The 24705-nt window shown below is 63.9% G+C and carries 24 protein-coding genes; 12 read left to right on the top strand and 12 right to left on the bottom strand.

Annotated features, from left to right (window positions below; translation table 11 throughout):
- Nucleotides 1–97 precede the first annotated feature (97 nt).
- The 3 genes from ribB to M2267_RS04330 form a co-directional block, all read right to left on the bottom strand.
- Nucleotides 98–1198 carry a 3,4-dihydroxy-2-butanone-4-phosphate synthase gene (gene ribB, locus M2267_RS04340; protein ID WP_429112725.1) on the bottom strand — a complete coding sequence of 367 codons (1101 nt, stop codon included), beginning with the start codon at nucleotides 1196–1198 and terminating at the stop codon, nucleotides 98–100.
- Nucleotides 1199–1238: 40 nt separating this feature from the next.
- Nucleotides 1239–2336, bottom strand: a complete 1098-nt coding sequence (gene aroC, locus M2267_RS04335) for a chorismate synthase (RefSeq protein ID WP_205239339.1) — start codon at nucleotides 2334–2336, stop codon at nucleotides 1239–1241.
- Between the two features lie 216 nt (nucleotides 2337–2552).
- Complete coding sequence (locus M2267_RS04330) at nucleotides 2553–5732, bottom strand: bifunctional diguanylate cyclase/phosphodiesterase (RefSeq protein WP_429112722.1); 3180 nt, start codon at nucleotides 5730–5732, stop codon at nucleotides 2553–2555.
- A 295-nt stretch (nucleotides 5733–6027) separates the two neighbouring features.
- Here M2267_RS04330 and M2267_RS04325 point away from each other — a divergent pair, with 295 nt between their 5' ends.
- Entirely contained in the window at nucleotides 6028–6288 is a 261-nt protein-coding gene (locus M2267_RS04325; protein ID WP_043619849.1) for a DUF1344 domain-containing protein, read from the top strand.
- Nucleotides 6289–6433: 145 nt separating this feature from the next.
- On the opposite strand, the gene M2267_RS04320 is transcribed toward M2267_RS04325, so the two are convergent.
- From M2267_RS04320 to M2267_RS04305, 4 genes are all read right to left on the bottom strand, one after another.
- Nucleotides 6434–7018 carry a histidine phosphatase family protein gene (locus M2267_RS04320; RefSeq protein ID WP_043619847.1) on the bottom strand — a complete coding sequence of 195 codons (585 nt, stop codon included), beginning with the start codon at nucleotides 7016–7018 and terminating at the stop codon, nucleotides 6434–6436.
- Between the two features lie 47 nt (nucleotides 7019–7065).
- Nucleotides 7066–7884: an enoyl-ACP reductase FabI gene (gene fabI / locus M2267_RS04315; RefSeq protein WP_043619845.1), complete on the bottom strand. Its 819-nt coding sequence runs from the start codon at nucleotides 7882–7884 to the stop codon at nucleotides 7066–7068.
- Between the two features lie 208 nt (nucleotides 7885–8092).
- On the bottom strand, nucleotides 8093–9172 hold the full coding sequence (locus M2267_RS04310; RefSeq protein WP_043619843.1) for a DnaJ C-terminal domain-containing protein: 1080 nt from the start codon (nucleotides 9170–9172) through the stop codon (nucleotides 8093–8095).
- A gap of 229 nt (nucleotides 9173–9401) precedes the next feature.
- Complete coding sequence (locus tag M2267_RS04305) at nucleotides 9402–9854, bottom strand: RT0821/Lpp0805 family surface protein (RefSeq protein WP_429112718.1); 453 nt, start codon at nucleotides 9852–9854, stop codon at nucleotides 9402–9404.
- 141 nt (nucleotides 9855–9995) lie between these two features.
- On the opposite strand from M2267_RS04305, the gene pdxH reads away from it, so the two are divergent.
- Both pdxH and M2267_RS04295 read left to right on the top strand, forming a co-directional pair.
- Complete coding sequence (gene pdxH, locus M2267_RS04300) at nucleotides 9996–10616, top strand: pyridoxamine 5'-phosphate oxidase (RefSeq protein ID WP_043619841.1); 621 nt, start codon at nucleotides 9996–9998, stop codon at nucleotides 10614–10616.
- A 51-nt stretch (nucleotides 10617–10667) separates the two neighbouring features.
- The gene (locus M2267_RS04295) at nucleotides 10668–11228 is read left to right on the top strand and encodes an N-acetyltransferase family protein (RefSeq protein ID WP_429112715.1); all 561 of its coding nucleotides are present in this window, start codon (nucleotides 10668–10670) and stop codon (nucleotides 11226–11228) included.
- 33 nt (nucleotides 11229–11261) lie between these two features.
- Here M2267_RS04295 and M2267_RS04290 read toward each other — a convergent pair whose 3' ends face one another.
- Nucleotides 11262–12293 carry a polysaccharide deacetylase family protein gene (locus M2267_RS04290; protein WP_429112713.1) on the bottom strand — a complete coding sequence of 344 codons (1032 nt, stop codon included), beginning with the start codon at nucleotides 12291–12293 and terminating at the stop codon, nucleotides 11262–11264.
- Nucleotides 12294–12540: 247 nt separating this feature from the next.
- Here M2267_RS04290 and M2267_RS04285 point away from each other — a divergent pair, with 247 nt between their 5' ends.
- Nucleotides 12541–13818: a serine hydrolase gene (locus M2267_RS04285; RefSeq protein ID WP_429112710.1), complete on the top strand. Its 1278-nt coding sequence runs from the start codon at nucleotides 12541–12543 to the stop codon at nucleotides 13816–13818.
- Between the two features lie 21 nt (nucleotides 13819–13839).
- Here the strand turns inward: M2267_RS04285 and M2267_RS04280 are convergent, their stop codons facing one another.
- The 3 genes from M2267_RS04280 to M2267_RS04270 form a co-directional block, all read right to left on the bottom strand.
- Nucleotides 13840–14493, bottom strand: coding sequence for a hypothetical protein (locus M2267_RS04280; RefSeq protein WP_429112708.1), 654 nt, complete (start codon nucleotides 14491–14493; stop codon nucleotides 13840–13842).
- 6 nt (nucleotides 14494–14499) lie between these two features.
- The gene (tldD, locus tag M2267_RS04275) at nucleotides 14500–15915 is read right to left on the bottom strand and encodes a metalloprotease TldD (protein WP_429112706.1); all 1416 of its coding nucleotides are present in this window, start codon (nucleotides 15913–15915) and stop codon (nucleotides 14500–14502) included.
- A gap of 135 nt (nucleotides 15916–16050) precedes the next feature.
- Nucleotides 16051–17247, bottom strand: coding sequence for a winged helix-turn-helix domain-containing protein (locus M2267_RS04270; protein ID WP_429112704.1), 1197 nt, complete (start codon nucleotides 17245–17247; stop codon nucleotides 16051–16053).
- Between the two features lie 132 nt (nucleotides 17248–17379).
- Here M2267_RS04270 and M2267_RS04265 point away from each other — a divergent pair, with 132 nt between their 5' ends.
- The 5 genes from M2267_RS04265 to M2267_RS04245 are packed head-to-tail and all read left to right on the top strand — an operon-like array spanning nucleotide 17380 to nucleotide 21934.
- Nucleotides 17380–18060, top strand: a complete 681-nt coding sequence (locus M2267_RS04265; protein WP_429112702.1) for an energy-coupling factor ABC transporter ATP-binding protein — start codon at nucleotides 17380–17382, stop codon at nucleotides 18058–18060.
- Nucleotides 18054–18659, top strand: coding sequence for an energy-coupling factor transporter transmembrane component T family protein (locus M2267_RS04260; RefSeq protein WP_429112700.1), 606 nt, complete (start codon nucleotides 18054–18056; stop codon nucleotides 18657–18659). The genes M2267_RS04265 and M2267_RS04260 overlap by 7 nt, the downstream gene beginning before the upstream one ends.
- 36 nt (nucleotides 18660–18695) lie before the next feature.
- Nucleotides 18696–19259 (top strand): biotin transporter BioY, encoded by a 564-nt coding sequence (locus M2267_RS04255; protein ID WP_429112698.1) that lies wholly within the window; start codon nucleotides 18696–18698, stop codon nucleotides 19257–19259.
- 4 nt (nucleotides 19260–19263) lie between these two features.
- Entirely contained in the window at nucleotides 19264–20766 is a 1503-nt protein-coding gene (locus M2267_RS04250; RefSeq protein WP_429112696.1) for a class I adenylate-forming enzyme family protein, read from the top strand.
- Nucleotides 20744–21934 (top strand): thiolase family protein, encoded by a 1191-nt coding sequence (locus M2267_RS04245; protein WP_429113041.1) that lies wholly within the window; start codon nucleotides 20744–20746, stop codon nucleotides 21932–21934. Before M2267_RS04250 ends, M2267_RS04245 begins: the two co-directional genes overlap by 23 nt.
- Before the next feature lie 108 nt (nucleotides 21935–22042).
- Here the strand turns inward: M2267_RS04245 and M2267_RS04240 are convergent, their stop codons facing one another.
- Nucleotides 22043–22444 carry an acyl-CoA thioesterase gene (locus M2267_RS04240; protein ID WP_429112695.1) on the bottom strand — a complete coding sequence of 134 codons (402 nt, stop codon included), beginning with the start codon at nucleotides 22442–22444 and terminating at the stop codon, nucleotides 22043–22045.
- Between the two features lie 16 nt (nucleotides 22445–22460).
- On the opposite strand from M2267_RS04240, the gene M2267_RS04235 reads away from it, so the two are divergent.
- The 3 genes from M2267_RS04235 (at nucleotide 22461) to M2267_RS04225 (ending at nucleotide 24678) form a co-directional block, all read left to right on the top strand.
- Nucleotides 22461–23432, top strand: a complete 972-nt coding sequence (locus M2267_RS04235) for a zinc-dependent alcohol dehydrogenase family protein (protein ID WP_429112694.1) — start codon at nucleotides 22461–22463, stop codon at nucleotides 23430–23432.
- Nucleotides 23433–23494: 62 nt separating this feature from the next.
- Nucleotides 23495–24424 (top strand): histone deacetylase family protein, encoded by a 930-nt coding sequence (locus M2267_RS04230; RefSeq protein WP_429112692.1) that lies wholly within the window; start codon nucleotides 23495–23497, stop codon nucleotides 24422–24424.
- Nucleotides 24425–24426: 2 nt separating this feature from the next.
- On the top strand, nucleotides 24427–24678 hold the full coding sequence (locus M2267_RS04225) for an exodeoxyribonuclease VII small subunit (protein ID WP_043619815.1): 252 nt from the start codon (nucleotides 24427–24429) through the stop codon (nucleotides 24676–24678).
- Nucleotides 24679–24705: the final 27 nt, after the last annotated feature.

The following is a 24705-nucleotide window of genomic DNA, read 5'->3' as shown; positions in this document are numbered from 1 at the left end:
GAGCCGCGCTTCGAGCGCGGCTTTTTTGTTGGCGAGCATAAAAGACAAAGCCCGGATCGATGATCCGGGCTTGATACATCGCGGAGGCGACGCGTCGTTAGATGATATCAGTCCCGACGATGTTGATACCGAAGCCCTCGAGCCCGACATAGTAGCGTTCGCGCGAAGCGAGCAGCCTGATGGAACTGATGCCGAGATCCTTCAGGATCTGCGCGCCGAGGCCGATTTCCAGCCACTCGTTTTCACGGGCCTGCGCCTCGTCGTGGGCCTCGCGGTCGTGCTTGCCTTTGCGCGCCGTCTGCGACACGCCGACGCCAACCGAACCTTCGCGCAGATACACGATGACCCCCCTGCCCTCGTCGGCAATGCGCTTCATGATGCGGTCGATCTGGCAGTCCTTGCCGAAGACGTCAGCGCCGACATTTTCGAGATGCAGGCGAACCGGGATGTCGACGCCGTCGCGGATATCGCCGAAGACGACGGCGAGATGCTGCATCGGATCCCAGGGCAGCGCATAGGAATGTCCCTTGGCCGCACCGTAGGGCGTCTCGATATCGAAGGAACCGCCATGCTCGATCAGGGTTTCCTTGCGCTGGCGGTAGGCGATGAGGTCGGCGACAGAAACCTGCTTCAGGCCATGGGTGTCGGCGAAGCTCGCCACCTGCGGCCCGCGCATGACCGTGCCGTCGTCATTGACGAGTTCGCAGATGACGCCGATCGGCGGCAGGCTGGCAAGCCTGCAGAGGTCGACTGCTGCTTCCGTGTGACCGGAACGCATGAGCACGCCGCCTTCGCGCGCGACCAGCGGGAAGATGTGACCGGGGCGAACGAAGTCGGTCGGCCCGACATTGGGATTGGCAAGGTTGCGCACCGTCAGCGTGCGGTCGTCTGCGGAAATGCCCGTCGTGGTGCCATGCTTGAAATCAACCGAGACGGTAAAGGCCGTCGTGTGAGCGGAATCGTTTTCCGCCACCATGGCGTTGAGGTTCAGGCGCTTGGCCTCTTCGCGCGGCATCGGCGTGCAGACGATGCCGGAGGTGTGGCGGACGATAAAAGCCATCTTTTCCGGCGTGCAATGCACCGCCGCGACGATCAGGTCGCCCTCGTTCTCGCGGCCGTCGTCATCGGTGACGACGACGATTTCGCCGGCCTCGAAAGCGCGGATGGCATCGACGACACGCTTCTGATCATAGGACATGGTGTTCTTCCCGAATTTGTCTGGGCCGGCTGAAGCCGAATTACTTGAGGCGACCGGTCTGGCCGCGGTCACGCAGGTAGTGATCCGCGATCGTGCAGGCAAGCATCGCCTCGCCGATCGGCACCGCACGGATGCCGACGCACGGATCGTGGCGCCCCTTGGTGCGCACGTCGACCTCGTTGCCGTCGCTGTCGACCGAGCGCCGTTCGGTGAGGATCGACGAGGTCGGCTTGATGGCGAAACGCGCGATTACGGGCTCGCCGGTGGCGATGCCACCGAGAATACCGCCAGCATGGTTCGACAGGAAGACCGGCTTGCCATCGGCACCGATGCGCATCTCGTCGGCATTCTCCTCGCCGGTGATTTCGGCCGCACCGAAGCCGTTGCCGATCTCGACACCCTTGACGGCGTTGATCGACATCAGGTTCGAGGCGATGTCCTGGTCGAGCTTGGCATAGATGGGCGCACCGATGCCGGCGGGCACGCCCTCGGCCACCACTTCGACGACGGCACCGATCGAGGATCCCGACTTGCGGATGCCATCGAGATACTCTTCCCAGACCGGCACGATCTCCGGATCCGGCGCGAAGAAGGGGTTGTTGTCGACCTCGGCCCAGTCCCAGTTGGCGCGGTTGATCTTGTGCTTGCCGATCTGCACGAGTGCGCCGCGCACGACGAGCCCCGGCACGACCTTGCGAGCGACACCACCGGCAGCCACACGTGCCGCCGTTTCGCGCGCCGACGAACGCCCGCCGCCGCGATAATCGCGGATGCCGTATTTCAGATCATAGGTGTAGTCGGCATGGCCCGGGCGATAGCGCTTGGCGATCTCGGAATAGTCCTTCGAGCGCTGGTCGGTGTTTTCGATCAGCATCGAGATCGGCGTTCCGGTCGAGATCATTGTCTCGCCGTCCTCGTCGAACATGACGCCGGAGAGAACCTTGACCAGATCGTCCTCGCGGCGCTGCGTCACAAAGCGCGACTGGCCGGGTTTGCGCTTGTCGAGCCAGACCTGGAGTTCGGCGAGAGTGAAACGGATGCCGGGCGGGCAGCCGTCGATGACGCAGCCGAGCGCCGGCCCGTGGCTTTCGCCCCAGGTGGTTACGCGGAAGAGATGACCGAAAGTGTTATGCGACATGAAGGCAACCGACCCTAAGCAAGCAACGGCCGTACGTTTGTACGCGGATGCCCTCTCTTACTGCATAATTCCTCAAATCGATATCGATTTAAGGACAAAATTATGTAGCACTTCAGAGTGCTATAGCGGCCTTAGCGCGTCTCAAAGTACGCGCGGCGCTGTGGTGGAAAGCCGAAGACGGGGAAAGACTTTCGCGACCCAGCGCGACATCCTCCGTCACGATGCCAGGCGCAGACCCCGCTCGGTTGCGAAGGCGAGAAACTTCTCGGAGCTCAAGGGCCTCGCAAAGGCGTAGCCCTGCAGCACGTCGCAGCCGAGGATGCCGAGCATTTCGGCATGCGCCATCGTCTCTACACCTTCGGCCACCGTCTCGATGTTGAGCGAGCGTGCGATCTCGATAATCGAGCGAACCAGCGCCTGTTCGCTGCGTGCGCTCAGGACCGGGACCACGAGCTGGCGGTCGATCTTCAGCCGCTTCGGCTTGATCTTCAACAGGCTGACGATCGAGGTGTGCCCGGTCCCGAAATCGTCGACCTCGATGTCGATACCCAGTCGCTTGATACCCTCGATGTTGGTCGCGACGATATCGTCGCTCTCATCGAGGAAGATCGATTCCACCAGCTCGAAACAGATCTGGCCGGGCGCAATGCTCAGGCCTTCAAGCGAAAGCAGCAGATCGTCGTCCTGAAGCCGCTTGGCCGAGACGTTGACCGAAATCTTGGGAACGCGCACGCCGGCGGCGGCCCAGCGCATCTGGTCTTTGAGGGCTTTCTCCAGAACCAGCCGGTCGAGCGCAGCGGTGACGTTGAGTTCGTCGGCGATCCCGAGGAAACGGTCCGGCGTCAGGATACCCTCGCGCGGATGCTTCCAACGCACCAGCGCCTCCACGCCGCAAAGCGCAAGCGAGGTCGCGTCGAACTGTGGCTGGTACCAGGGCTCGAATTCGTCCCGCTCGATGCCTTCGAGAATTTCATCGGCGATACGTTTGGCGGTCACCACCTCCGCCTGCAACGTCTCGGTGAAGAACTGATAGCGGTTTCGGCCAGCTTCCTTGGCGCGATAGAGCGCGATGTCGGCGTTTACCAGCAGCTTGCGCGCGTCGATTTCCGGGCCTTCCCCGACCGCGACACCGATGCTGACACCGAAGCGGCAGGGAAACCCGTTGTAATCGACCGGCTGCCGCATGGCGGCGATGATGCGGTCGCAGCGCGGCGCAAGTGCGGCCTCGCCGACAGCCCCGATCACGGCAACCACGAATTCGTCGCCGCCGATCCGCGCGATGATATCGCCGGGCGAGGTGTTCGCCCTGAGGATCTCGGAGGCATGGACCAGCATGGCGTCGCCGGCGGCATGGCCGAGCGTATCGTTGATCTGCTTGAACCTGTCGAGGTCGATATGAAGGATGGCGATGTCTTCCCGATCACCGTCGGGCGACGACGTCAGGCGCTCCAGCGCCTTGTCGAGCATGCGGCGGTTGCCAAGCCCGGTTAGCGGATCGTGCAGCGCATTGTGCTCGATGCGCACGCGCGCCTGCTCCAGTTCGGCGTTTTTCGCGTCCGCCATCGCCTTTGCCGCGCGCAGCTGCTCGGTCATCAACACGTCGTCGGTGACATCGAGCGCCATGCCCACGAACTTGCGCGCACCATCGGGCGATACATGCAGCTTGCCGACCGAGCGGATGTGGCGGACGCCGCCGGTCGGCAGCACCACGCGTGCCTGATGCACATAGGTTTCATCGATCGCGATGGCGCGGTTGACCGCATCGAGCGCAGGCCGGCGGTCATCGGGATGAAGCGCAGTCAGCCACGTCTCCTCGTTGGTGATGCCGTCGGTGTAAACGAGACCGTAAAGCTGGTGCATGCGGTCGTCCCAATAGGTCAGGCCGCTGTCGAGATCGGCCTCCCACATGCCGCAGCGATAGGAATCGAGCGCCAGATCGAGCCGGCGCGACAGCAGTTCGAGATCCTGCTCACGCTCGTAGAGCCCCTTCAGCGCCTGCTCAAGTTCGTGGTTCTGCTGGTCGACTTGCGCCTTTGCGGCGCTCAACCGCTCATTTCTCGCCACGTCGTCGCTGACGTCCCAACTGATGCCGGTGACCTTGGCGCGTCCGTCGGCGCCGCGGTAGCTGGATCCGACATTGCGGATATGGCGCATCGTTCCGTCGGGCAGGAGGACGCGATACTGCGACCGGTATTCCAGGCCATCGTCCAGGCTGCGGAAGAGCGCGTTGGCGGCAATGCCGATATCGTCCGGATGCACGGTCGCCCGCCACTCGTCATATGTCGGCTCGTCCACATGGGCCTCCAGCCCGTGCAGGTGGAACATCCGGTCGTCCCAGGAGCGCTGCTGGCTCTCGACGTCGATCTCCCAGATCCCGATCTTCGACGCGTCGAGCGCCAGGTTCAGGCGATGAGACAGCGTCATCACCTCCCCTTCCCGCGCCTTCAGCTTGGCGATGTTGCGCTGTCGCTCGTTGACGAGGCCGCCGGCCAGGAGGATCGGGATGACCACCACCGTGACGGCGGCAACGATCGCCATCTGGATGAAGCTGCTGTTTTCGGGAAGCTGCTTCCATCCACCGACCGGCATGGCCGCAAGCTCCCACACGCCGCCGGCGAGCTCCAACCGACGCTTGACCGGCGCGGCGCGAAAGAGAGCGTCGTCGCCGTAGAACGCATCCTGTATGCGCTCCGGCTCGGAAATGTCGCGGATCGCCAGATGAACGTCGATGTGGCGGTGATCCCGCGCCAGTTCCGGCGCTTCGCCGCCCGATTCGAGCAGGCGTGCCGCGCGGTAAAGCGCCTTCTCGTCGAGTATGGCCTCGACATAGCCCCAACGCTCCATGCGGCCCTGGATCTTGGAGAAGACCGGCAGGAACAGTTCGAAACCATTGCGGCCGCTCGGCAGCCGGATCGGGCCGATCATCACTGGCCTGACCGTCGAGGACGCGCGCTCGATGGCGTGTCTTGTCGCGCCGAATCGGTTGAAGTCGCTGCCGACGAACCATTGCTGGCTCTCGCGCGGAAAGGCGATCCGCACCACGCCGCCCGGCGCTGCCGAAGCGCGCACCATCTGTGGGTTCTGCAGGAGGAGCTTCGTCGCCATGACCGTGAAATCGTCTGACGTCATGGCCGGATGGACGCCGATGCTGTTGGCAAAACCGTTCAACGCCGCAATGCTGGTATTAACCTCCGATTGCAGCCGGTTGGCAATGAGGTTCAGTTCGTTCTCGACGTCGATCCTAAGGTCGTTCTGGAAATTCTCGCGATTTTGTCGCTCATAGACATGCCCGCCCGTAAAAACGACAAGGCCAGCGATCGCCGCCGGAATGAGCGACGGTTTCGCAAATCTGGCGGCGGCCCGAATGCGCTGGCGCAGAACGTCAATGATCTTCAATCTCTTCCCCTCGATCCCCAACCAAAGGTAGCGAGCGAGTCTTAAGATTGGCTTTCGTCACAATTCCTTGGCAAACCCTATAATTCATGGGGAAACCACCCCGCCGATACCCGGAGTTCGGCCCCTGCCCGCTTGAAAAATACGGTATCGCCGTCCAGTCTCCAGAGTTCGGATAGACCATCAAAAAAAGCGGGGCGTCCGGCCAAAAGCCACGCCGCAAGGCAATTTTTGCCACAATCGGGGATCAAAGGGAGTGACAAGGATGTTCGCAGAAACGTTGAAGAGGGCAAGAAGAATGCGTTTTGTTATTGCCGCACTCATGGCCACCGCAGGGCTGCTCTCCCCCTTGTCCGCCCTGGCCGAAAGCGCCGACGTTGAAGCTACCATTACGGGTGTTGATACCGATAGGCTGAGCCTGTCGCTTGACGACGGCAAGAACTACCAGGCGCCCGAGGAATTCAATTTCGAAGGCCTAAAGGCCGGCGTAAAAGTTCTCGTCTTCTACACGGAAGTGGACGGCAAAAGGGTCATCAACGACCTCGAAATCGTTCAATAACAAGGCGTGGCCTTTCCTAGCGGCCACTGCACGGTTCGGACGAGCCGATTTTCACATTTCTGGAAGCAGGTTTCTCGGATGCCCCGCACGCGGGCATCCATGTGAAGCACATTGCGCGCCACCGCGCCAAACTACGCCCCAGGCTTCAGACCCAGCCGATGGCGTTGCCGGAGATCCGCAGAAGGCGGTCCTGCGGGATCGCCGCGGTCGCAGCCTCCTCAGCTTCCATTTCCCCGAAAAGCTTGAACAGCACACGAATGACGCCGCCATGGCTGACGCAGACCGTCGGCTTCGTCACGTCCCTGAGCCAGGCAGCTATGCGCCAGGACAGGATTTCGTAACTCTCGGCGTCCTCACCGGGGGGAATGAAGTCCCACTTCACGGCGCGCCGCTCGGCGATCCGCTGCGGCGCCGAGCGCTTGAGTTCGGGCAGCGTGTGTCCTTCCCAATCGCCGAAGGAAACTTCCTTGAGCCGCTCGTCGGTGCGGTAGGCCTCCGGATCGAGCCCCATGGCCCGCCGGACGCGCTCCATGGTCTCGCGGGTGCGGCCGAGCGGACTGGCGACGAAGTCGAAATGCCTGATATCGGCGCCGAGGATGCCTCCAAGCGCGACGCCGTTGCCGGTCGCCTGCTGGCGACCGAAGTCATTGAGAGGGATATCCTTTTGCCCCTGGAGCCGGCTTTCGGCGTTCCAGTCGGTCTGTCCGTGACGGATCACATAGATCAGCACAACATGTCTCCGGGCAGCAGGCTGCCGAATCCGACTTTGCGGTTCGGTCAGTCCTTGATCACGGAGATATCGGGCGCGTCCACTGCCTTCATGCCGACGACATGGTAGCCGCTGTCGGCGTGGTGCACTTCACCGGTGACCGAGCGCGACAGGTCCGAAAGCATGTAGAGACCGACGTCGCCGACTTCCTCGATGGTGACGGTGCGGCGCAGCGGCGCGTTGTACTCGTTCCACTTGAGGATATAGCGGAAGTCGCCGATGCCGGAGGCAGCCAGCGTCTTGATCGGGCCGGCGGAAATCGCGTTGACGCGGATGTTCTTCGGGCCGAGGTCGACAGCGAGGTACTTGACGCTTGCTTCGAGAGCAGCCTTGGCGACACCCATGACGTTGTAGTTCGGCATGACCTTCTCGGCGCCGTAATAGGTCAGCGTCAGCATCGAGCCGCCGTCCGTCATCAGCTTTTCAGCGCGACGGGCAACCGAGGTGAAGGAGTAGACCGAGATCTGCATCGTCTTGGCGAAGTTGTCGGCCGAGGTATCGACGTAGCGGCCGGTCAGTTCGTCCTTGTCGGAGAAGCCGATCGCGTGCACCACGAAATCGATCTTGCCCCACTGCTTCTCGAGCGTATCGAAGACGGCATCGATGGAGGCTTCGTCGCTGACGTCGCAATGGCCGGCCATGAAGCCGTCGATTTCCGCAAGCAGCGGCTCGACGCGCTTCTTCAGAGCGTCGCCCTGATAGGTCAACGCAACTTCACCACCCTGCGCGTGGATGGCCTTGGCAATGCCCCATGCGATGGAACGGTTGTTTGCAACGCCCATGATGACGCCGCGCTTGCCCTTCATCAGACCGGATGCCTGAGCCATGGTAAGTCCCCAATACTATTCCAGCATCGGCGGGCGCCGGTGCCAAAGATCAAAAATGTCAAAGACGCCCCACGAGAACGGGTGCGGCAAAATGTCGAGAATTGCCTATGGCATAGCCGCAAGGGTGGTTCAAGCGCGGCTGAGATCAGGAACTGTTAGTCCCCGTAATATTGGGTCAATGTGTCAGCGAACTGTCACAAATGACCCGTCACAGATAGAGGCCGTCGCGTTGCGACTTCATCAAATCGGTGATCTTGTCGTCGGGCGCCTCGGGCAGAACCAGTCGCAATTCGACCAGCAGGTCGCCATGCGTACCGTAAGCGCCGGGCATCCCCCTGCCCGCAAGACGGATGACCTTGTCCGAGCCGGACCAGGCCGGAACGACCACGGTAACCTGCCCGACCGGAGTTTCGAGCACCTGTTCGCAACCGAGCACGGCGCCCTGCAGGTCGACCGGCAAAGTGGTCATGAGATCAAGGCCGCGGGCGCGGAACGTCCCACCCTGGTCAACCCTGAGCGTGACGACGACGTCGCCGCGGGTCATGCCGGTCACCCGATAGCCCTGCTCCGCCAGACGAATGCTCTGACCGTCGACGGCGCCCGGTGGGATCTGCACCTTCAGGCTTTCGCCGTCAGGAAGCTCGACGGAGAGGCGCTGGCGGTTGATCAGGTCGTCGATGCTGACGGCGAGATCGACGGGAAGATCAGGTACTTTCTCGGCCGTCTTTGCCGCGCGCCCCCGGATGCGCCGGACGATCGCCGCCACAAGCTCGGCTGCCGGTGCGGCTGCACGCTGCATCAGCGGCGTCTCGGTCTTGAGAGCGCTTTCCTGCTGGGGCTCGGGCGTTGGTTCCGGCTTGCTTTCGGAAGCCTGGGCCGGGCGCTCCGGCTCCTTCGCCGCCGCAGCCGGCTTGGGCGCTGGCTTGGGTGTGGGCTTTGGGGAGGGCCGGGCCGACTTGGTGCGGGTCTCCGCACCGAAAATCTGTGAAATGGCATCCTCGGCGGTCTCGGCGTCGACGGGTGCCTCTTCCTGAGGCCGCATCTTCGCCTTCATCGCCTCCATGCGACGAAGCTCGGCCTCGCGGCGCGCATAATCGTAGCGGCTTCTGAGCTTCGGGTCGCGCAGGAGTTCATAGGCCTTGCCGGCCTCGGCAAAACGCTCGGCGGCGTTGGGGTCGTCCTGGTTGTGGTCCGGATGCACGGCCTTTGCCAGCGAACGCCAGGCGGCCTTGATTTCATCCTGCCCGGCGTTGCGCCGTACCCCGAGGATCACATAGGGATCACGCATGGTTTTACCATCTTCTCTGATCGGCAGCCGCTCCCTGACGCCCGCCTTCGCCCCGATTGCAGGCGCCATCGTCGCCCGTCCGTTGAATGCCGATGATCAGGAGAAGTTGCTAAATAGTGGTTAGCCACGGGTGCTCATGCGGCCATTGGGACGGCATCGTGGGCCGTCATGCGCGCATTTGCCGAAACGTGGTTAACCACCGATTTCAACGACTTGGGTCGGGCGCAGCTCAGGCGCGCGGGCCGAAGCTCGTCAGATACCAGGCGCCGTCGCCGCCCTGGCAGGTGCTGCCGTCGAACTTGGCGATGCCCTCGTAAGAATGACGCGTCGTGGTGAAGCGGCGGCAAAGCATGCCACTGGCGCGGTCTTCCTGGATGCTGCTGATGACGCCGGCGCTGCCGGAGGTCGCATTGGCCCAGGGAATTGGATTGATGGCGCCGCTGTTGAGTTCGGCCGACGTCACGGCATTGCGAACCATCACTGCGTCGGAAAGGCCATCGGAAGTCTTGGCGACGGGAACGGTGCCCGTCGAAACCGTGCGGTCGACACCGTTGCCGAAAAGGTCGAGGCCAGCCCCCATGCAGCCGGACAGCGCCAGGACCGGCAGGCAAATTGCCGCGCTACGCAGCAAGGCGAAGGAATACCCCTTCTTGGCGTCGATCCACTTTGCTATGTCTTGCACGGCAATCCTGTCAGACTCGCTGGAGCCGCACGTTTCTCGACAAGGTCAACATACAGGCTCCGACATTTTCGATGCGGAAACACCGGTCGGGCTCATCCCGAAGCATTTCCGCGCCAGACATCACGGCATTGGAACGCAATAATGGCGGCGAATGAGTTAACAAGCGGTGACTTCACCGAATCAAATGAACCCTTTTCCCTGTTTGGCACATGGCTGAAGGACGCGGAAGGCAGCGAGATCAACGACCCGAACGCGGTTGCGCTCGCGACCGTCGATGCCGACGGGCTGCCGAATGTCCGCATGGTTCTGCTCAAGGGTTTCGACGAACGCGGCTTCGTTTTCTACACGAATTTCGAAAGCCAGAAGGGTGAGGAGATCCTCGGCGCCCGCAAGGCGGCGATGTGCTTTCACTGGAAATCGCTCCGTCGGCAGGTGCGCGTGCGCGGCCCGGTCGAGATCGTCACCGACGAGGAGGCGGACGAATACTTCAAGAGCCGGCCGCGCGGCAGCCGCATCGGCGCCTGGGCCTCGAAGCAGTCGAGACCGCTCGAAGGCCGCTTCGCGCTGGAGAAGGCCGTTGCCGAGTACACCGCCCGCCACGCCCTCGGCGAAATCCCGCGCCCGAGCTACTGGTCGGGCTTCCGCATCCGCCCGACGTCGATCGAATTCTGGCACGACCGCCCGTTCCGGCTGCATGACCGGATGGAGTTTCGCCGTGAAACGCCCGAAGGCGGCTGGGAAAAGGTACGTATGTACCCTTAGCCTGCCTGTCTCTTGCAAGAGAGACGCCAGATGCAATGACGACGCCCGGCCATGCAGGTGGCCGAGCGGATATTATTCTTTGCCCGGCCCAAGCCGGGCGTTTTCATCGAGTGGCTTTTGATGACGATCGATGTTCGTGACGCGACGCTCGACGATGTCGCCGGCTGTCACCGCTGCCTCGACGAGGTTGCCCAGGAAGGCCGCTGGCTTTCACGGCTGAGCGCTCCACCCTTCGACGGCTTTGCCGCATACATGACCGACCTGCATCGCGGCCGGGCACCCCAGATCGTAGCAGTCGACGATCGCGTGATCGGCTGGTGCGATATCCGGCTGGATGCTTCGCCCGTTCGCGCGCATGTCGGCACCTTAGGCATGGGGCTTCTCGCCACCTATCGCAGCAAGGGAATCGGCGGCCGGCTTCTGCAACTGGCGATGCAGCGTGGTCGCGAGCGGGGGCTGGAACGCATCGAACTCTCCGTTCTTGATGAGAATGCTGCGGCCCGGGCGCTTTATGCGCAGTTTGGCTTCCAAATCGAAGGTCGCCGCGTGCGCGACTGGAAATACGGCGGCGTTTACCAGGACAGCATTCTCATGGCTTTTGCCTTCAATTGACGCCAAAGCGCTCGGCTGTCCAACTCGCCTTTTCTACCCGGCCGTCAGGCGGAACGGGATGCCGGATGCCAGCGCCGAGACGTATCGGGCACGCTGGAAATGGCCGTTCAGCGAAATGCGCGGGAGCGCATAAGGGCTGGATTGCGTCCGCGCCGTGAGCGTGCCGGGTTGGGTGGTGACGGCCAAGGTAAGACCCAGATCGGCGACGATGCGATGATCGCGTGCGGATACCGCTGGCGCGTCACCATAGGGATAGGCGAAAGTCTGGGGCGGCCGACCGGTGATCGCCTCGACCCGCCGCAGCGATCCCTCGATCTCTCGCCGCGCCTCGGCATCCGACAGGCGCGCGACCGCGCGGTGGCTGACCGTGTGGGCACCTAGGCTCGCCAGAGGACTTTCGATCAGGCGCCGTAACCCGGCCTCGTCCAGTGTCAGCTTTTCGGTGATCGACAGGGGGTCGATGCCGCGGTCACGGGCGGCAGCGTTCAGGGAAGCGATCGCCTTTGCCTCGTCATGGCCGTGAATGAACGCCGCGAAGCGATTGAAGACGGCCTGTCTTTCGGCCGTTGTCGACGCCTGCAGTGTTTCTACACCGCGGCCGAAGTCAAAGTGTAGCGTCTCGTTCGTTTCGAGCATATCGGCGAGCGTTTCCCACCAAAGCGTATGGGTGCGGTCGACGAAACCGCCGGCAACGAACACCGTGAACGGCGCCTGGTGGCGCTCGAAGACCGGCAAGGCGTGCTGGAGATTGTTCCTGTAACCGTCGTCGAGGGTAAAGCAGGCGACCGGTCCGCCCTCGGCAACCAAGGCCTGCGGCAAGTGTTCGAGCGGGACAAAGCGATAGCCGTCGCGCTTCAGCGTCCGCAGCGCGACATCGAGAAATTCCGGCGTGATCTCCAGATGGGCGTTGGGATCGAAGGCACGGGCAAGCTTGGGCCGGACATGGTGCAGCGTAAAGATCGCCCCCTGCCCGCGCGCGCCGGCCATCAGCCCGGCGCGGCTCAGGCCCCCGGCGACTTCCAGCCCGCCGGCAATTGCGGCGCGGCGAACAATTGTCCTGATCATGCCCTTGATGGTCGCCCCCAGAAATCTGGCCCACGTGCTCCCCGCGCGGCCTGCAAGCCTGGAAAGTTAACGGCGAGGGCGTTAAACCTTGTTGAACGGGGAGAGCGTTCATCGGCCATTTACCACAACCCCGAAAACAAGGTCGGCTTGCCACATTCCGCCCTAAAGTTGCAGCAAAGACACGGATCTTGTCACAAAACGAAACAGCTTTGCGCCTGACCGCGGGCGCCTTTCGACGGGGATCGACATGAAAACTCTGCGCTGCCTCCTGCTGGCGACCTTCGCACTGGCGCTCGGGACGGCGAGTGCCGTCGCCGGAAGCGCCTCGCTGGTGCTGGATGCGCGCACCGGCAAGGTCCTCTCGTCCGAAAACGCGGATGTCCTCAACCATCCGGCCTCCTTGACCAAGATGATGACGGTCTACATGGCCTTCGAGGCGCTGAGGAGCGGCAAGCTTTCCTGGGACAGCAAGATCAAGGTTTCGAAGGCGGCGGCTGCCAAGCCGCCGATGCGTCTCGGCCTCAAGTCCGGCATGACGATCACGGTGCGCGAGGCGGTCCTCGGCATGATCGTGCGCTCGGGCAACGATGCCGCAGCCGCCATGGCCGAGAAGCTCGGCGGCTCCGAGGCGAATTTCGCCCGGATGATGACCGCCAAGGCGCGGCAGCTCGGCATGAGCAAGACCGTTTTCATCAATGCCTCCGGCCTGCCGGCGAGCAAGCAGGTGACGACGGCCCGCGAGATGTCGACGCTCGCCGTGGCGCTGATGCGCGACTTCCCCAGGGAGTATCGGCTGTTTGCGACCGAAAGCTTCAATTTCCGTGGCCGCAAGGTGCGGGGGCACAACAACCTGATGTACCGCTACGACGGCATGGACGGCATCAAGACCGGCTATACCAATGCCTCCGGCTTCAACCTCGTCAGCGCCGTCAAGGACGGCAATCGCCGGGTGGTCGGCGTCGTGCTCGGCGGCAAGACGGCGCGCAGCCGCGACGCCAAGATGGCGGCCCTTCTCGATCGTCACGTCGGCAAGGCGGCCAAGGGTGGACGGCAGCTCGTGGCGTCGACGCGCGGTGGCAAGACGGTCGAAGCCCCCGTCGAAGTGGCCGCGGTCGCAACATCCGAGGTTCCGATGCCCTACGCCGCACCGCAGCGGGCCAAGCAGGATTCGGTTGCCGCCCTGATTGCGGCGACGTCGACGACCGCGATCCCGGCGGAACGCCCGACGGAACTTGCCGAGATCGAAACGACCGCTGCGGTTCCGGCAGCGTCAGGCGGTTGGCAGATCCAGATTTCGGCCGCACCTTCGGCCGAGGCTGCGCGCATGCTGCTGGCGCAGGCGCGCTCGGAGGCCGGTGCGCCGCTCGCAGGCGCCACGCCCTATACGGAAGCCGTCGGTAAGGGTGCCAAGGCGATCTACCGCGCCCGCTTCGTCGGCTTTTCGAGCAAGGATGCGGCCGCGGCCGCCTGTGACGCTCTCAAGCAGCGCTCCTATGACTGCATGATGCTGCCGTCGCGCGGCTGACGGCAGCGGTTCGCCGCAGCTTCACGCGCTTGCGGCTCTGTGGGCGCGATTGGCCATCCACCAGTCGCACTGCTCTTCGCTGTAGCCGAGAAGCAATCCCTCCTCGCGCTCATCTTCATCCGTCCATGGACGCCAATTGTAGAAGAGCTGGTCGCAGCGCTTCCTGAAGCGCTCGAAGCGCCAGGTCTCGCCCGGCAGCGCATAGAGGAAATAGCGGACCCGCTCCTCTTTCTCGCCTCCCGTGGTCGTCGGGCACATCTTTGCCAGCTCGAACGTGTCCAGCAGCAGCACACCGGTGGCAACATGCGGGGCAAAGAGCGCCTTCGTTTCCTCGAGCCAAGGCGAAGCGGGATCGTCGCCGAAATAGGCAAAGGGCTTGCGCCCTTCCAGCATCAGCGGAAGTTCGTAGCCGGTATGGACGAGGTAGGGCGTTGCATCGATCCGGTGTGGCCGGCGAAGCAGGGCCTCCTCCCCCGTATCCGGCAAGACAAACCCGAGCGCCGAGGCAAGCGCAGTCAGATCCTTGCGGTCAAGCAGGTAACAGGCATGGTCGGCAATGGCGCCGCCGTCCAGGTCCAGGGCACGCGCGATGTCTCCCGCATCCCCATCGAACCGCAGTTCGTGGCTGGGCGTAGCGGTCTCCGGCGACAGGAACGAAAGCACGAAGACCGCCACCGGAACTTACGCCTGCGTGCCGCCCACCGTGATCTGGTCCATGCGCAGATGCGGCTGGCCGACGCCGACCGGCACCCATTGGCCGGCCTTGCCGCAATTGCCGATGCCGGTATCGAGCTTGGTGTCGTTGCCGACCATGGTCACCCGCTTCATCGCATCCGGGCCGTTGCCGATCAGCATGGCGCCCTTGACCGGCGCGCCGATCTTGCCGTTTTCGATCAGGTAGGCCTCGGTGCAGCCGAAGACGAACTTGCCCGACGTGATGTCCACCTGGCCGCCGCCGAAGGAGACGGCATAGATCCCCTTCTTGACCGAGGCGATGATTTCCTCCGGCGTCTTGTCGCCGGAGAGCATGTAGGTATTGGTCATGCGCGGCATCGGCACATGGGCATAACCCTGGCGACGGCCGTTGCCGGTGGGCTGCATGCCCATCAGCCGGGCGTTCTGCCGGTCCTGCATGTAGCCGACCAGCTTGCCGTCCTCGATCAGCACGTTGTAGCCGGACGGCGTGCCCTCGTCGTCGATCGAGATCGAGCCGCGGCGCGCCTCGATCGTGCCGTCGTCGACGACGGTGACGCCCTTGGCGGCCACCTGCTCGCCCAAAAGGCCGGCAAAGGCCGAGGTCTTCTTGCGGTTGAAGTCGCCTTCCAGACCATGGCCGACGGCCTCGTGCAGCATGACGCCCGGCCAGCCGGAGGCAAGCACCACGTCCATGGTGCCGGCCGGCGCGTCGATCGCTTCGAGATTGACGAGCGCCTGACGCAGCGCCTCGTCCGCGCCCATCTTCCAGTTCTCCTCGGTGACGAAATCGCCGAAGCCACGACGTCCGCCTGTGCCGAAGGAGCCGCTTTCCTGCCGATCGCCTTCGCCGGTGACGACCGAGATGTTGATGCGGGTCATCGGCCGGACGTCATGGACGCGGTGGCCATCGGCGCGAAGGATATCGACGACCTGCCAGCTAGCGGCGATGGTCGCCGTCACCTGACGGACCTTCGGATCCTTGACGCGCAGATAGGCGTCGATTTCCTGGAGCAGCGCGACCTTCGCCTCGAAGCTCGGCTCGCCGATCGGGTTTTCGTCGCCGTAGAGTTTCTTGTTGGTGCGCTGCGGGGCTGCGGCATAGGAGCCGGCATAGCCGCGCGTCACCTGCGCCACCGCGTCCGAGGCGCGGCGCAGTGCCGACAGGGAAAGCTCGCCGGAATGGGCATAACCGACCGCTTCGCCGGCAACGGCGCGAAGGCCGAAGCCCTGGTCGGTGTTGAAGCTGCCGCCCTTGAGCCGGCCGTTGTCGAAGGACAGCACCTCTGCCTGGGCATGTTCGAGGAACAGTTCGCCGTCGTCGGCACCGGCGAGCGTTTCCGAGAGAACCTTGCGGACCGTTGCCTCGTCGGCATCGAAGAGGCTCATCAGATCGGTGTTCATAGTGGCACGCTCCCGCGTCAGGAATTTCTATCGCCTCCATTTAGGAAGGCGGCGGGTTCAAGCCAAGGAAAATATCACGGGCCGCAAGTTTCCCCCGATCCGCACCGATCGACGCCAACGTGCGGATTCAAGTCGCTACAGCGACGTGTTCCAGCCGTCGAGCCGTTCCACGCGCTCGACGCCGGCGAAGCGGGCAACCCGATCGAGCTCCGCATCGATGCGCTCCAGGCGGCCGGCCGAGGCGCGGACACCCTTTTCGAGCCAGAGCCTGCGGACATCGAGGCTACCGCGCTTGCGGTCCGCCTTCATGTCGATGCGGCCGATCAGCCGGTCGCCCTCGATTAACGGGAAGACGTAATAGCCATATTCGCGCTTGGCTTCGGGAACGAAGATCTCGATGCGATAGAAGAAGCCGAAGAGCCGCTCCGTGCGATTGCGATCGCGCAAGAGGGGATCAAAGGGGCTGAGCACGCGCACCCGGCCGGGCGGCTCGGGGATATCCCCGAGTGCTTCCGGAAATCCGGCGAAGGCGTAGGAGACACGCGGACGTCCGCCATCGATCGCTTCGATCTGCACTTCCACGAGTTCGTCGCGATGTTCGGCCACCCAGGTCTTGGCCTCCTCGGGAGACACCAGATCCCAGAAGGCGGCAATCTCGCCATGGGTCGCAAAGCCGAGACGCTCCAGTGCGCCGCGACAGGCCCAGTCGACGAATTCCGGATGGCTGACGTCACCCTCGTTGTGGTGCGATGGGATCACTCTTTCCGTGAGATCGTAGACCTTCTGGAAATTCTCGCGCCGCGCGATCGCTAGCTTGCCTGTGCGCCACAACACTTCCAGCGCCGTCTTCGACGGATGCCAGTTCCACCAGCCACCAGACTGGTGTTCGGCTTCCTTCAGATCGCGGGCAAGCACCGGGCCGCCTTCGGCAATGCGCTGATAGGTGTCGTCGCAGCCTTTCTCGAAACCTTCGCCTCGCCACGCCTTCCAGCGCTCGACGATCGTCTCGCCTTCCCATTTGAAGCGATGCTTCCAGTAGCGGAAGAAGCTGCTGGGAATGATCGAGGCATCGTGGGTCCAATGCTCGAAGAGGTCGCGATCGTCCTCCAGCAGCGCCGTCAGATGTTCCCGACGATAGGTCTGGTTGCGGGAGAACAGGATCTGGTGATGGGCGCGCTCGACCGTGGCGATACTGTCGACCTGCACGAAGCCGATGTCGTGGATGAGCTTCAACAGGCCCTCCTTGCCGAGCGCGCGATTGGGCGCGCCTGAAAGGCCCTGCTTGGCGAGGAAGATGCGACGGGCGTCGCTGTTGGAAAGGCGAATCGTCATAGCGATAACAATAGGCTTTTATTCCCATAATTCAAATGCCGCATCGGTCCGCGGACAGCATTGCCCTTGTTGTCGCACTTGGCCTATAGAGCAACCCGAAAACGGCGCGGGCCGGAGACAGCGAGGAACGGGATGGACATCCGCTTTACCGATTGCGCGGTCCGCTTCGGCGAGCGGGTGGCCTTGCACCCCCTGACGCTCACACTCAACGAAAAACGCATCGGCATTATCGGCCTCAACGGCTCCGGCAAGACGACCTTCGCGCGCCTGATCAACGGCCTGGTGAAGCCCTCCTCCGGCGGCGTCACGGTCAACGGTCTCGATACCGTCAGGGACGATCGCGCCGTGCTTTCCGAAGCCGGCTTCATCTTCCAGAATCCGCACAACCAGCTGATCATGCCGATCGTTGCCGAGGACATCGCCTTCGGGCTGAAGAACCGCGGGTTTTCGCGTGACGAGATCGACCGCCGCATGCAGGCGGCACTTTCGCGCTTCGGCATCGAACACTTGGCAAGGCGGCGCGTGCATGAGCTTTCGGGCGGGGAAACGCAGCTCGTCGCCATGGCGAGCGTCGTCGTTACCGATCCGAAGATACTGATCCTTGACGAGCCGACCAACCAGCTCGACCTGAAGAACCGGCGCCGTGTCGCCACGGCGATCGATGACCTGCCGGAGGATACGGTGGTGATCACCCATGATCTCGGGCTCGTCGAGACTGTCGAACGGCTGCTGCTCTTCCATGAGGGCCGGCTTGCGTTCGACGGCAACCCGCAAGAGGCGATCCGCTACTATCACGAGATCGCCGGATGCTGACGAGCCTGCATATCGAGGGCAACAGCCTGCTCCACCGGCTGCCGGTCAGGGTCAAGCTGATTGCACTCGTGGCGTCGAGCATCGGGCTTTTTCTGAGCGCCTCACTCGCGGTTCAGGCGATCGCCTTCGTCGTTGCGGCCGCTCTTTATCTCTCCGTCGGTCTCTCGCCCAAGGAAGCGCTGAAGCGCGTCGGCTTCGTCTTCCTGACGATCTTCTTTCTGGCAGCCGTCAATCTCTTTTACGTCTCGGTTTCCGAGGTCGCGACTTTGACTTTCCGGCTGATGGCGCTGGTTCTTTTTGCTGCCGCCGTCACGGCGACGACGACGATCAGCGCCTTCATGGACGAGATCACCATTCTCCTGAGCCCGCTGGAACGGCTTGGCTGGCTGAAGGCGGCCGATGTCAGCCTGGCGCTCGGGCTGGTGCTGCGCTTCGTTCCCGATATCTTTGCGCGCTATCAGGCGATCCGCGAAGCCCACCGCGCTCGCGGACTGCCTGTTCGGCCGTTGACGATCATCGGGCCGCTGATCATCCTGACGCTGAAGGATGCCGATACGATTGCCGCGGCGATTGACGCGCGCGGATTTCGCCGTCAATAAATTCGCGAATTCTAAAAGACAGGGAACCGGAACTACATGAATACCAGCGATCTCGTGCTCATCGCCCTCTTCGCCGCGATCGTCGTCGTGCTCGGCCTCATTCCGCCGATCACGCTCGGCTTCATTCCGGTCCCGATCACCGCGCAGTCCATGGGCGTCATGCTCGCCGGCTGCATCCTCGGCGCCAAGCGCGGCGCGCTCGCCTTCCTGCTGTTCCTGCTGCTGGTCGCCATCGGCCTGCCGGTGCTTTCGGGCGGCCGCGGCGGTCTCGCCGTGTTTGCCGGCCCGTCGGGCGGCTTCATCATCGGCTGGGTTATCGCCACCTTCGTCACCGGCCTGATCGCCGAGCGCACCGTGCGTGAAGGCCAGGCAGAAACGCGCCAGTTCATCGGCTTCTTCCTCGCCTCCGTCCTCGGCGGCATCGTTGTGCTCTATGCGATCGGCATGCCCTGGGTTTCCGCCGTCACCGGCACCCCGCTCATGACCGTCGCTGCCGGCTCGCTCGCCTTCATTCCGGGCGACCTGTTGAAGGCTGCGATCGCGACGCTTGCCGCACGCGCCGTCTACGCCGGCTATCCGCTGCTGCCGGCCCGCGCCTGAGCCGATGCCGTTTGCCGCCGCGATCCGTCGCCACGCGCAAGACCATCCGCATGCCCCGGCCTTCCAAATCGAAGGCCGGGTTTTCACTTTCGGTGACCTCGCACGCATCGCCGGGACGCTTGCCGAAACGTTCGACGGGCTGGCCGGAAGTGTCGCGCGCCGTAGCGTGCTCGGCGACCGCTCACGGCTGATCGCGCTGGAGGCGGGCAATCATCCGCTCTTCGCCGCGGCCTTGCTTGCCGCCACCAGCGGCGGCAACTGCGTCGCACTAATCGATCCGCATCTGCCTGAGGCGGCGCGCCAGGCCATGCGCGATCGCCTGTCGCCCGATCTCATCATCAGCGCCGATGGCGCCAACCTGTCGCTTCAAGCGCCCGCAAGCGGCGAGACGCGGACTTTCCGCGAGACCGATGGCAAAGAGCGAAAGCCGCTCGCAGCCGGCGACGACAGCGAGCCGTTCCTCATCGTCTTCACCTCGGGCACGACGGGCACGCCGAAAGCGATCATCCGCGATCGCGGCTCGTGGCGCAGGAGCCTGGCCACGGGCGAGCCCTTCTTCGGCATCGATTGCGCCACCCGCACCTTTGCCCCCGGGCCACTCGCGCACGGGCTGACGCTCTATGCGCTTGCCGAAACCCTCGTCGCCGGCGCCGAATTCATCGGGGCCACACATTTCGAGGCATCCCGGGCAATGTCCGTCATCGAGGCGAAAGCGGTCCAGCGACTGGCGCTGGTGCCGACCGTGTTGCGGCGGCTCTGCGCGGCAGCCGCCGGCCGGCCACAAATGTCGGTCAAACAGATCACCGTCGCCGGCGCGAAGCTGACCGAAAACGATCGAGAAATCGCGGCGCTCGCGTTTCCGCAAGCCGATATCATCGAATACTACGGCGCCTCTGAACTGGGCTTCATCAGCGTTGCGACCAAGGGCGATACCGCTTCGGCCACCGCCGTCGGCCGCGCCTTTCCCGGCGTCACGCTCAGCATTCGCGACGACCAGGGGCGCGAAATGCCGAGCGGCGAGACGGGCACGATCTTCGTCGACAGCGCCCTCATCTCCGACGGTTACATCGGTGCCGCCGACGGCGCCGGGTTCCATCGTCTCGGGTCGCTGGCGACGGTCGGCGATGTCGGTTTCCTCGATGAGTGCGGCACCCTGCACCTTCTCGGCCGCTCTGGTGGCATGGTGCTTTCGGGCGGCAACAACATCTACCCGCAGGAAGTGGAAGCGGTGCTCGTCGCCGATGCCGGCGTTCACGCGGCACTCGTGCTTGGCCTCGATCACCCGGATCTCGGCAGCGAACTGGTCGCCGTCATCGAGCCGGAAGGTGCTATGTTCGATCGGGAGGCGCTTGAGCGTCATCTCGCCTCCCAGCTGCCGCGCTACAAGCATCCACGGCGCATCTGGCTCTGCGCGAACATGCCGATGACGCAGTCGGGCAAGGTAGCGGCGGGCACGCTCAGGCAATGGATCGCGGATGGAAACGATGCTCTCGACCTCATCAACTGACCCGGCACGCATACCTGTCATCGTCGCCGCACTCCGCACACCGATCGGCCGCGTCAACGGCACGCTTCGCGATATCGAACCGTCGCGGCTGGCGGCACCGCTGATCGCCCGAATTCTCAGCGATACCGGCGTTAAGACGAGCGAGATCGACGACGTCATTCTCGGCAATGCCGCCAATAGCGCCGGCAATCTCGCCCGGCTCGCCGCTCTTGAAGCCGGCCTGCCGGTCTCGACACCGGGCGTGACCGTCGACCGGCAATGCGGTTCCGGGCTGGAGGCGATCGCGCTTGCGGCGCGGATGATCCAGGCGGGCGCCGGGCGCTTCTATCTGGCCGGCGGCACGGAAAGCGCCAGCCGTGCGCATATCCGCCTGCGGCCGCCGCTGGAGCGCGGCGGCGAGCTCGCGCCGGTCAAGCGCGCCCGCATGGCGCCGGACGAGATCGGCGATCCGGACATGGGCGTGGCCGCCGAAAACGTCGCGACCGCCTGCGGGATTTCCCGTGAACGGCAGGACGCCTTTGCGCTTCAAAGCCATCGCCGCGCCGTCGATGCCGATCTGGCCGGCCGGTTCTCCCGCGAAATCGTGGCGATCGAAACAGCGGCAGGTCCTGTGTTGCGCGACGAATGCCCGCGCGCCAATGCCTCGATGGAAACACTGCAGAGGCTGAAGCCGGTCTTCGTCGAGGGCGGCACGGTGACGGCCGGCAATGCCTGCCCGATCAACGACGGCGCAGCCGTGGTCCTGGTAACGAGCCTTGCCGAAGCGCGACGGCTCGGCATTCCCTTCGTGCTCGAATTTGTCGATGCGGCGACCGCGGGCGTCGATCCCAACCTGCTCGGGCTTGGCCCGGTTCCGGCGATGCAGAAGCTGAAAGCCCGACAACCGGCGCTCGATCCGGCAAAGATCGATTTTATCGAATTCAACGAGGCCTTCGCCTCGCAGGTGCTCGGCAGCCTCGATCAGCTCGATATCGCCGCGGATAGGGTCAATCTCGACGGCGGCGCCATCGCGCTCGGCCATCCCTATGGCGCCTCCGGGGCGATCCTCACGGTTCGGCTCTTTTCGCAGATGCTCGCATCGCCGGAAGACGCGGAGGGGCTGGCGATGATGGGTGTTGGCGGCGGCATGGGCATCGTCGCGCTGTTTCGTTCGGTCCATCCGGTTTAAGCAGCGCAGCTCCGGATGGAGACCGCTTCACATTTTTCCTGGAATTGGTCTGTTGGTCAGCAATTCCGGACGGAAAACCGCTTCGCACTTTTCCTGGAATTGCTTGGGCTAGACCGAATAGGCCGCCAGCCATTCGCGCGTCGCTGAAGGCAGCGGCAGCGGCGTGTGGCGCTGCGGATCGACTGCGACCCAGACAACCTCGACTTCGGCCGCGAGTTGGCCGCGCGCTTCGACGTTGACGACAAAGCTGATCGAGCTGCCGCCGACCTTCGCCACGTTGACGGTAAGACGGGCGGGCTCGTCGTAACGCAGGCCACGGTGATAGACGCAGGCCGAGCGGCGCACGAGATAGCTTGGCTCGTTCACCACATGCGGACGGTGACGCCAGAGGCTGGAAAGTGCCGCCTCCGCATGGGCATAATAGGCGGCATTGTGCATATGGCCGTGCATGTCTATATCGCGAAACGGAATACGGATTTCCGTGACGTTCTCCAGCTCCCTGCCGTCCATGCGAGGCTCCCTGACGATGCGCTCCACCCTCGTTAGCCAGTTCGGCGATCCCCGGCAAGTGATTGCGCTCGTCGACGCCGAACGCGTGGCGCCTGCGGCGGGCGAAGTCGAGGTGGCGCTGTCGCTCGCCGCCATCAACCCGTCCGATCTCATCCCGGTGACCGGCGCCTATAGCGCCCGCACCACGCTGCCCTTCGTGCCCGGCTTCGAGGGCTTCGGCACGGTGACGCGCATCGGCACCGGCGTCACGACGCTGAAAGTCGGCGACCGCGTGGTCCCGATCGGCGCCAGCGGTCTGTGGCAGGAATATCTGATCCGGCCGGCCGAATGGTGTTTCGCCGTGCCCGAGGATATCGGCGAGACCGATGCTGCTACCTGCTACGTCAATCCGCTGACGGCGCTGCAACTGATCGAGGCGCTGCGTACGCATTTCGGCTCGCTCGATGGCCGCCGTATCGGCGTCACCGCGGCAGGCTCGGCGATCGGCGGCATGCTGATGAAGCTGCTGGCCGGCGAAGGCGCTGATACCACCGGCATCGTTCGAAGCGCGCGCAGCGCTGAACGACTGGCAACCGAGGTCCCCGGCCACATCGTGCTTGGCGACGAGAGCCATGTGCCGCAGCTTCGCCTCGATGCTATCATCGACGCGGTCGGCGGTGCGTTTGCCGGCGATCTCATCCAGCGCACGCTCGACCCCGGCGGCGCCTTCATCCAGTACGGGGCGCTCAGTGGCGTGCCGGTGCCGCAGGCCGCGATCCAGGCGCGGCCGGACATCCGCTTCTCCTTCCTTTGGCTGCGCACCTGGGTGCATTCGGCCGGGCGACCGGCGATCGAGGCGGCCTTTGCCAGGAGTTTCGAAGGTTTGCGGTCGGGTCTCTTTTCCAGCCGCATCGCGGAAATCTATCCGCTGAGCCGGCTCGACGCGGCGCTTGCGCATCAGGCGGATCCGGGCCGCGACGGCAAGTTGCTGATCGATCCGCGCTGTTGAAAATTCCGCCTTTCCATCGCCTCGCCATGGACCTTGCGGGGTTGGAGCACTAGGTTCCGGACATGACCACGTTCCTCTACGAAAATCCGGTCTTTCTGGAACACGAGGTTCCGGAGGGGCATCCTGAACGGCCGGACCGGCTGAAGGCGCTGAACCTTGCGCTCGAACACCCGAACTTCTCCGATCTCAAGCGGATCGAGGCGAAGAAGGGAAGCGAAGATCTCGTGTTGCTCGCCCATCCGGAAGAGCATCTCGCTGCCGTCAGGCGCGCCATTCCGGAGGAAGGCCTCAACAATTTCGAGGCGGACACCTATGCGAGCCCCTTGAGTCTCGACGCGGCGCTGACCGGGATCGGCGGGGCGACCGCCGCGGTCGACGCCGTCTTTACCGGCGAGACCGACAACGCCTTCGTCGCGGCGCGGCCACCCGGCCACCACGCCGAGAAGAACAAGGCGATGGGCTTCTGCCTGTTCAACACCGTGGCGATCGCCGCCCGCTACGCCCAGAAGGTTCATGGGGCCGAGCGCGTTGCGATCGTCGACTGGGACGTGCACCACGGCAACGGCACGCAGGACATCTTCTGGGACGACCCCTCGGTGCTTTTCTGCTCGACGCACCAGATGCCGCTCTATCCCGGCACCGGCGCCAAGGACGAGACGGGCGTCAAGGGCAACATCGTCAACGCACCGCTGTCGCCGAACATGGGTAGCGAGCATTTCCGCGAGGCGTTCCGTAGCCGGGTGCTTTCAGCCCTCACCAATTTCCGTCCGGACTTCATCCTGATCTCCGCAGGCTTCGACGCCCACCACCGCGATCCGCTGGCGCAGATCAATCTCGTCGCCGAGGATTTCGACTGGGCGACCGGGCGCCTGCACGAGATCGCCGATCGCAGCGCCGGCAACCGCATGGTCAGCCTGCTCGAAGGCGGCTATGACCTTCAGGGTTTGGCCGAATCGGCCGGCCTGCACATTTTGAGACTGATGAGAGGGTAACGATGAACACCACCACGCAACCGGACGTTTCCGCCCTCTCCTTCGAGCAGGCCGTCGAAGAACTGGAGCGGATCGTTTCGGCGCTGGAGCGCGGCGATGTCGCCCTCGACAAGTCGATCGAGATCTACGAGCGCGGCGAAGCGCTGAAGAAGCATTGCGAGGCCCTGCTGAAGGCAGCCGAGGACCGCATCGAAAAGATCCGCCTCGACCGCGCCGGCAAGCCGCAGGGCGTGGAGCCGCTCGACGCCGACTGATCACTCATCGCAATTCCGGACGGAAAC

Source organism: Ensifer sp. KUDG1, from assembly GCF_050434285.1.
Lineage (GTDB): Bacteria > Pseudomonadota > Alphaproteobacteria > Rhizobiales > Rhizobiaceae > Ensifer.
This window is presented reverse-complemented; position numbering and strand designations above follow the sequence as displayed.

Excerpts from the sequence above, each read along its gene's own strand:
- ribB (WP_429112725.1), bottom strand. The coding sequence starts at position 1,198 with ATGTCCTATGATCAGAAGCGTGTCGTCGATGCCATCCGCGCTTTCGAG.
- aroC (WP_205239339.1), bottom strand. The coding sequence starts at position 2,336 with ATGTCGCATAACACTTTCGGTCATCTCTTCCGCGTAACCACCTGGGGC.
- M2267_RS04325 (WP_043619849.1), top strand. The coding sequence starts at position 6,028 with ATGCGTTTTGTTATTGCCGCACTCATGGCCACCGCAGGGCTGCTCTCC.
- fabI (WP_043619845.1), bottom strand. The coding sequence starts at position 7,884 with ATGGCTCAGGCATCCGGTCTGATGAAGGGCAAGCGCGGCGTCATCATG.
- M2267_RS04310 (WP_043619843.1), bottom strand. The coding sequence starts at position 9,172 with ATGCGTGATCCCTATGTGATCCTCGGGGTACGGCGCAACGCCGGGCAG.
- pdxH (WP_043619841.1), top strand. The coding sequence starts at position 9,996 with ATGGCGGCGAATGAGTTAACAAGCGGTGACTTCACCGAATCAAATGAA.
- M2267_RS04295 (WP_429112715.1), top strand. The coding sequence starts at position 10,668 with ATGCAGGTGGCCGAGCGGATATTATTCTTTGCCCGGCCCAAGCCGGGC.
- M2267_RS04290 (WP_429112713.1), bottom strand. The coding sequence starts at position 12,293 with ATGATCAGGACAATTGTTCGCCGCGCCGCAATTGCCGGCGGGCTGGAA.
- M2267_RS04285 (WP_429112710.1), top strand. The coding sequence starts at position 12,541 with ATGAAAACTCTGCGCTGCCTCCTGCTGGCGACCTTCGCACTGGCGCTC.
- tldD (WP_429112706.1), bottom strand. The coding sequence starts at position 15,915 with ATGAACACCGATCTGATGAGCCTCTTCGATGCCGACGAGGCAACGGTC.
- M2267_RS04270 (WP_429112704.1), bottom strand. The coding sequence starts at position 17,247 with ATGACGATTCGCCTTTCCAACAGCGACGCCCGTCGCATCTTCCTCGCC.
- M2267_RS04265 (WP_429112702.1), top strand. The coding sequence starts at position 17,380 with ATGGACATCCGCTTTACCGATTGCGCGGTCCGCTTCGGCGAGCGGGTG.
- M2267_RS04260 (WP_429112700.1), top strand. The coding sequence starts at position 18,054 with ATGCTGACGAGCCTGCATATCGAGGGCAACAGCCTGCTCCACCGGCTG.
- M2267_RS04255 (WP_429112698.1), top strand. The coding sequence starts at position 18,696 with ATGAATACCAGCGATCTCGTGCTCATCGCCCTCTTCGCCGCGATCGTC.
- M2267_RS04250 (WP_429112696.1), top strand. The coding sequence starts at position 19,264 with ATGCCGTTTGCCGCCGCGATCCGTCGCCACGCGCAAGACCATCCGCAT.
- M2267_RS04245 (WP_429113041.1), top strand. The coding sequence starts at position 20,744 with ATGCTCTCGACCTCATCAACTGACCCGGCACGCATACCTGTCATCGTC.
- M2267_RS04240 (WP_429112695.1), bottom strand. The coding sequence starts at position 22,444 with ATGGACGGCAGGGAGCTGGAGAACGTCACGGAAATCCGTATTCCGTTT.
- M2267_RS04235 (WP_429112694.1), top strand. The coding sequence starts at position 22,461 with ATGCGCTCCACCCTCGTTAGCCAGTTCGGCGATCCCCGGCAAGTGATT.
- M2267_RS04230 (WP_429112692.1), top strand. The coding sequence starts at position 23,495 with ATGACCACGTTCCTCTACGAAAATCCGGTCTTTCTGGAACACGAGGTT.
- M2267_RS04225 (WP_043619815.1), top strand. The coding sequence starts at position 24,427 with ATGAACACCACCACGCAACCGGACGTTTCCGCCCTCTCCTTCGAGCAG.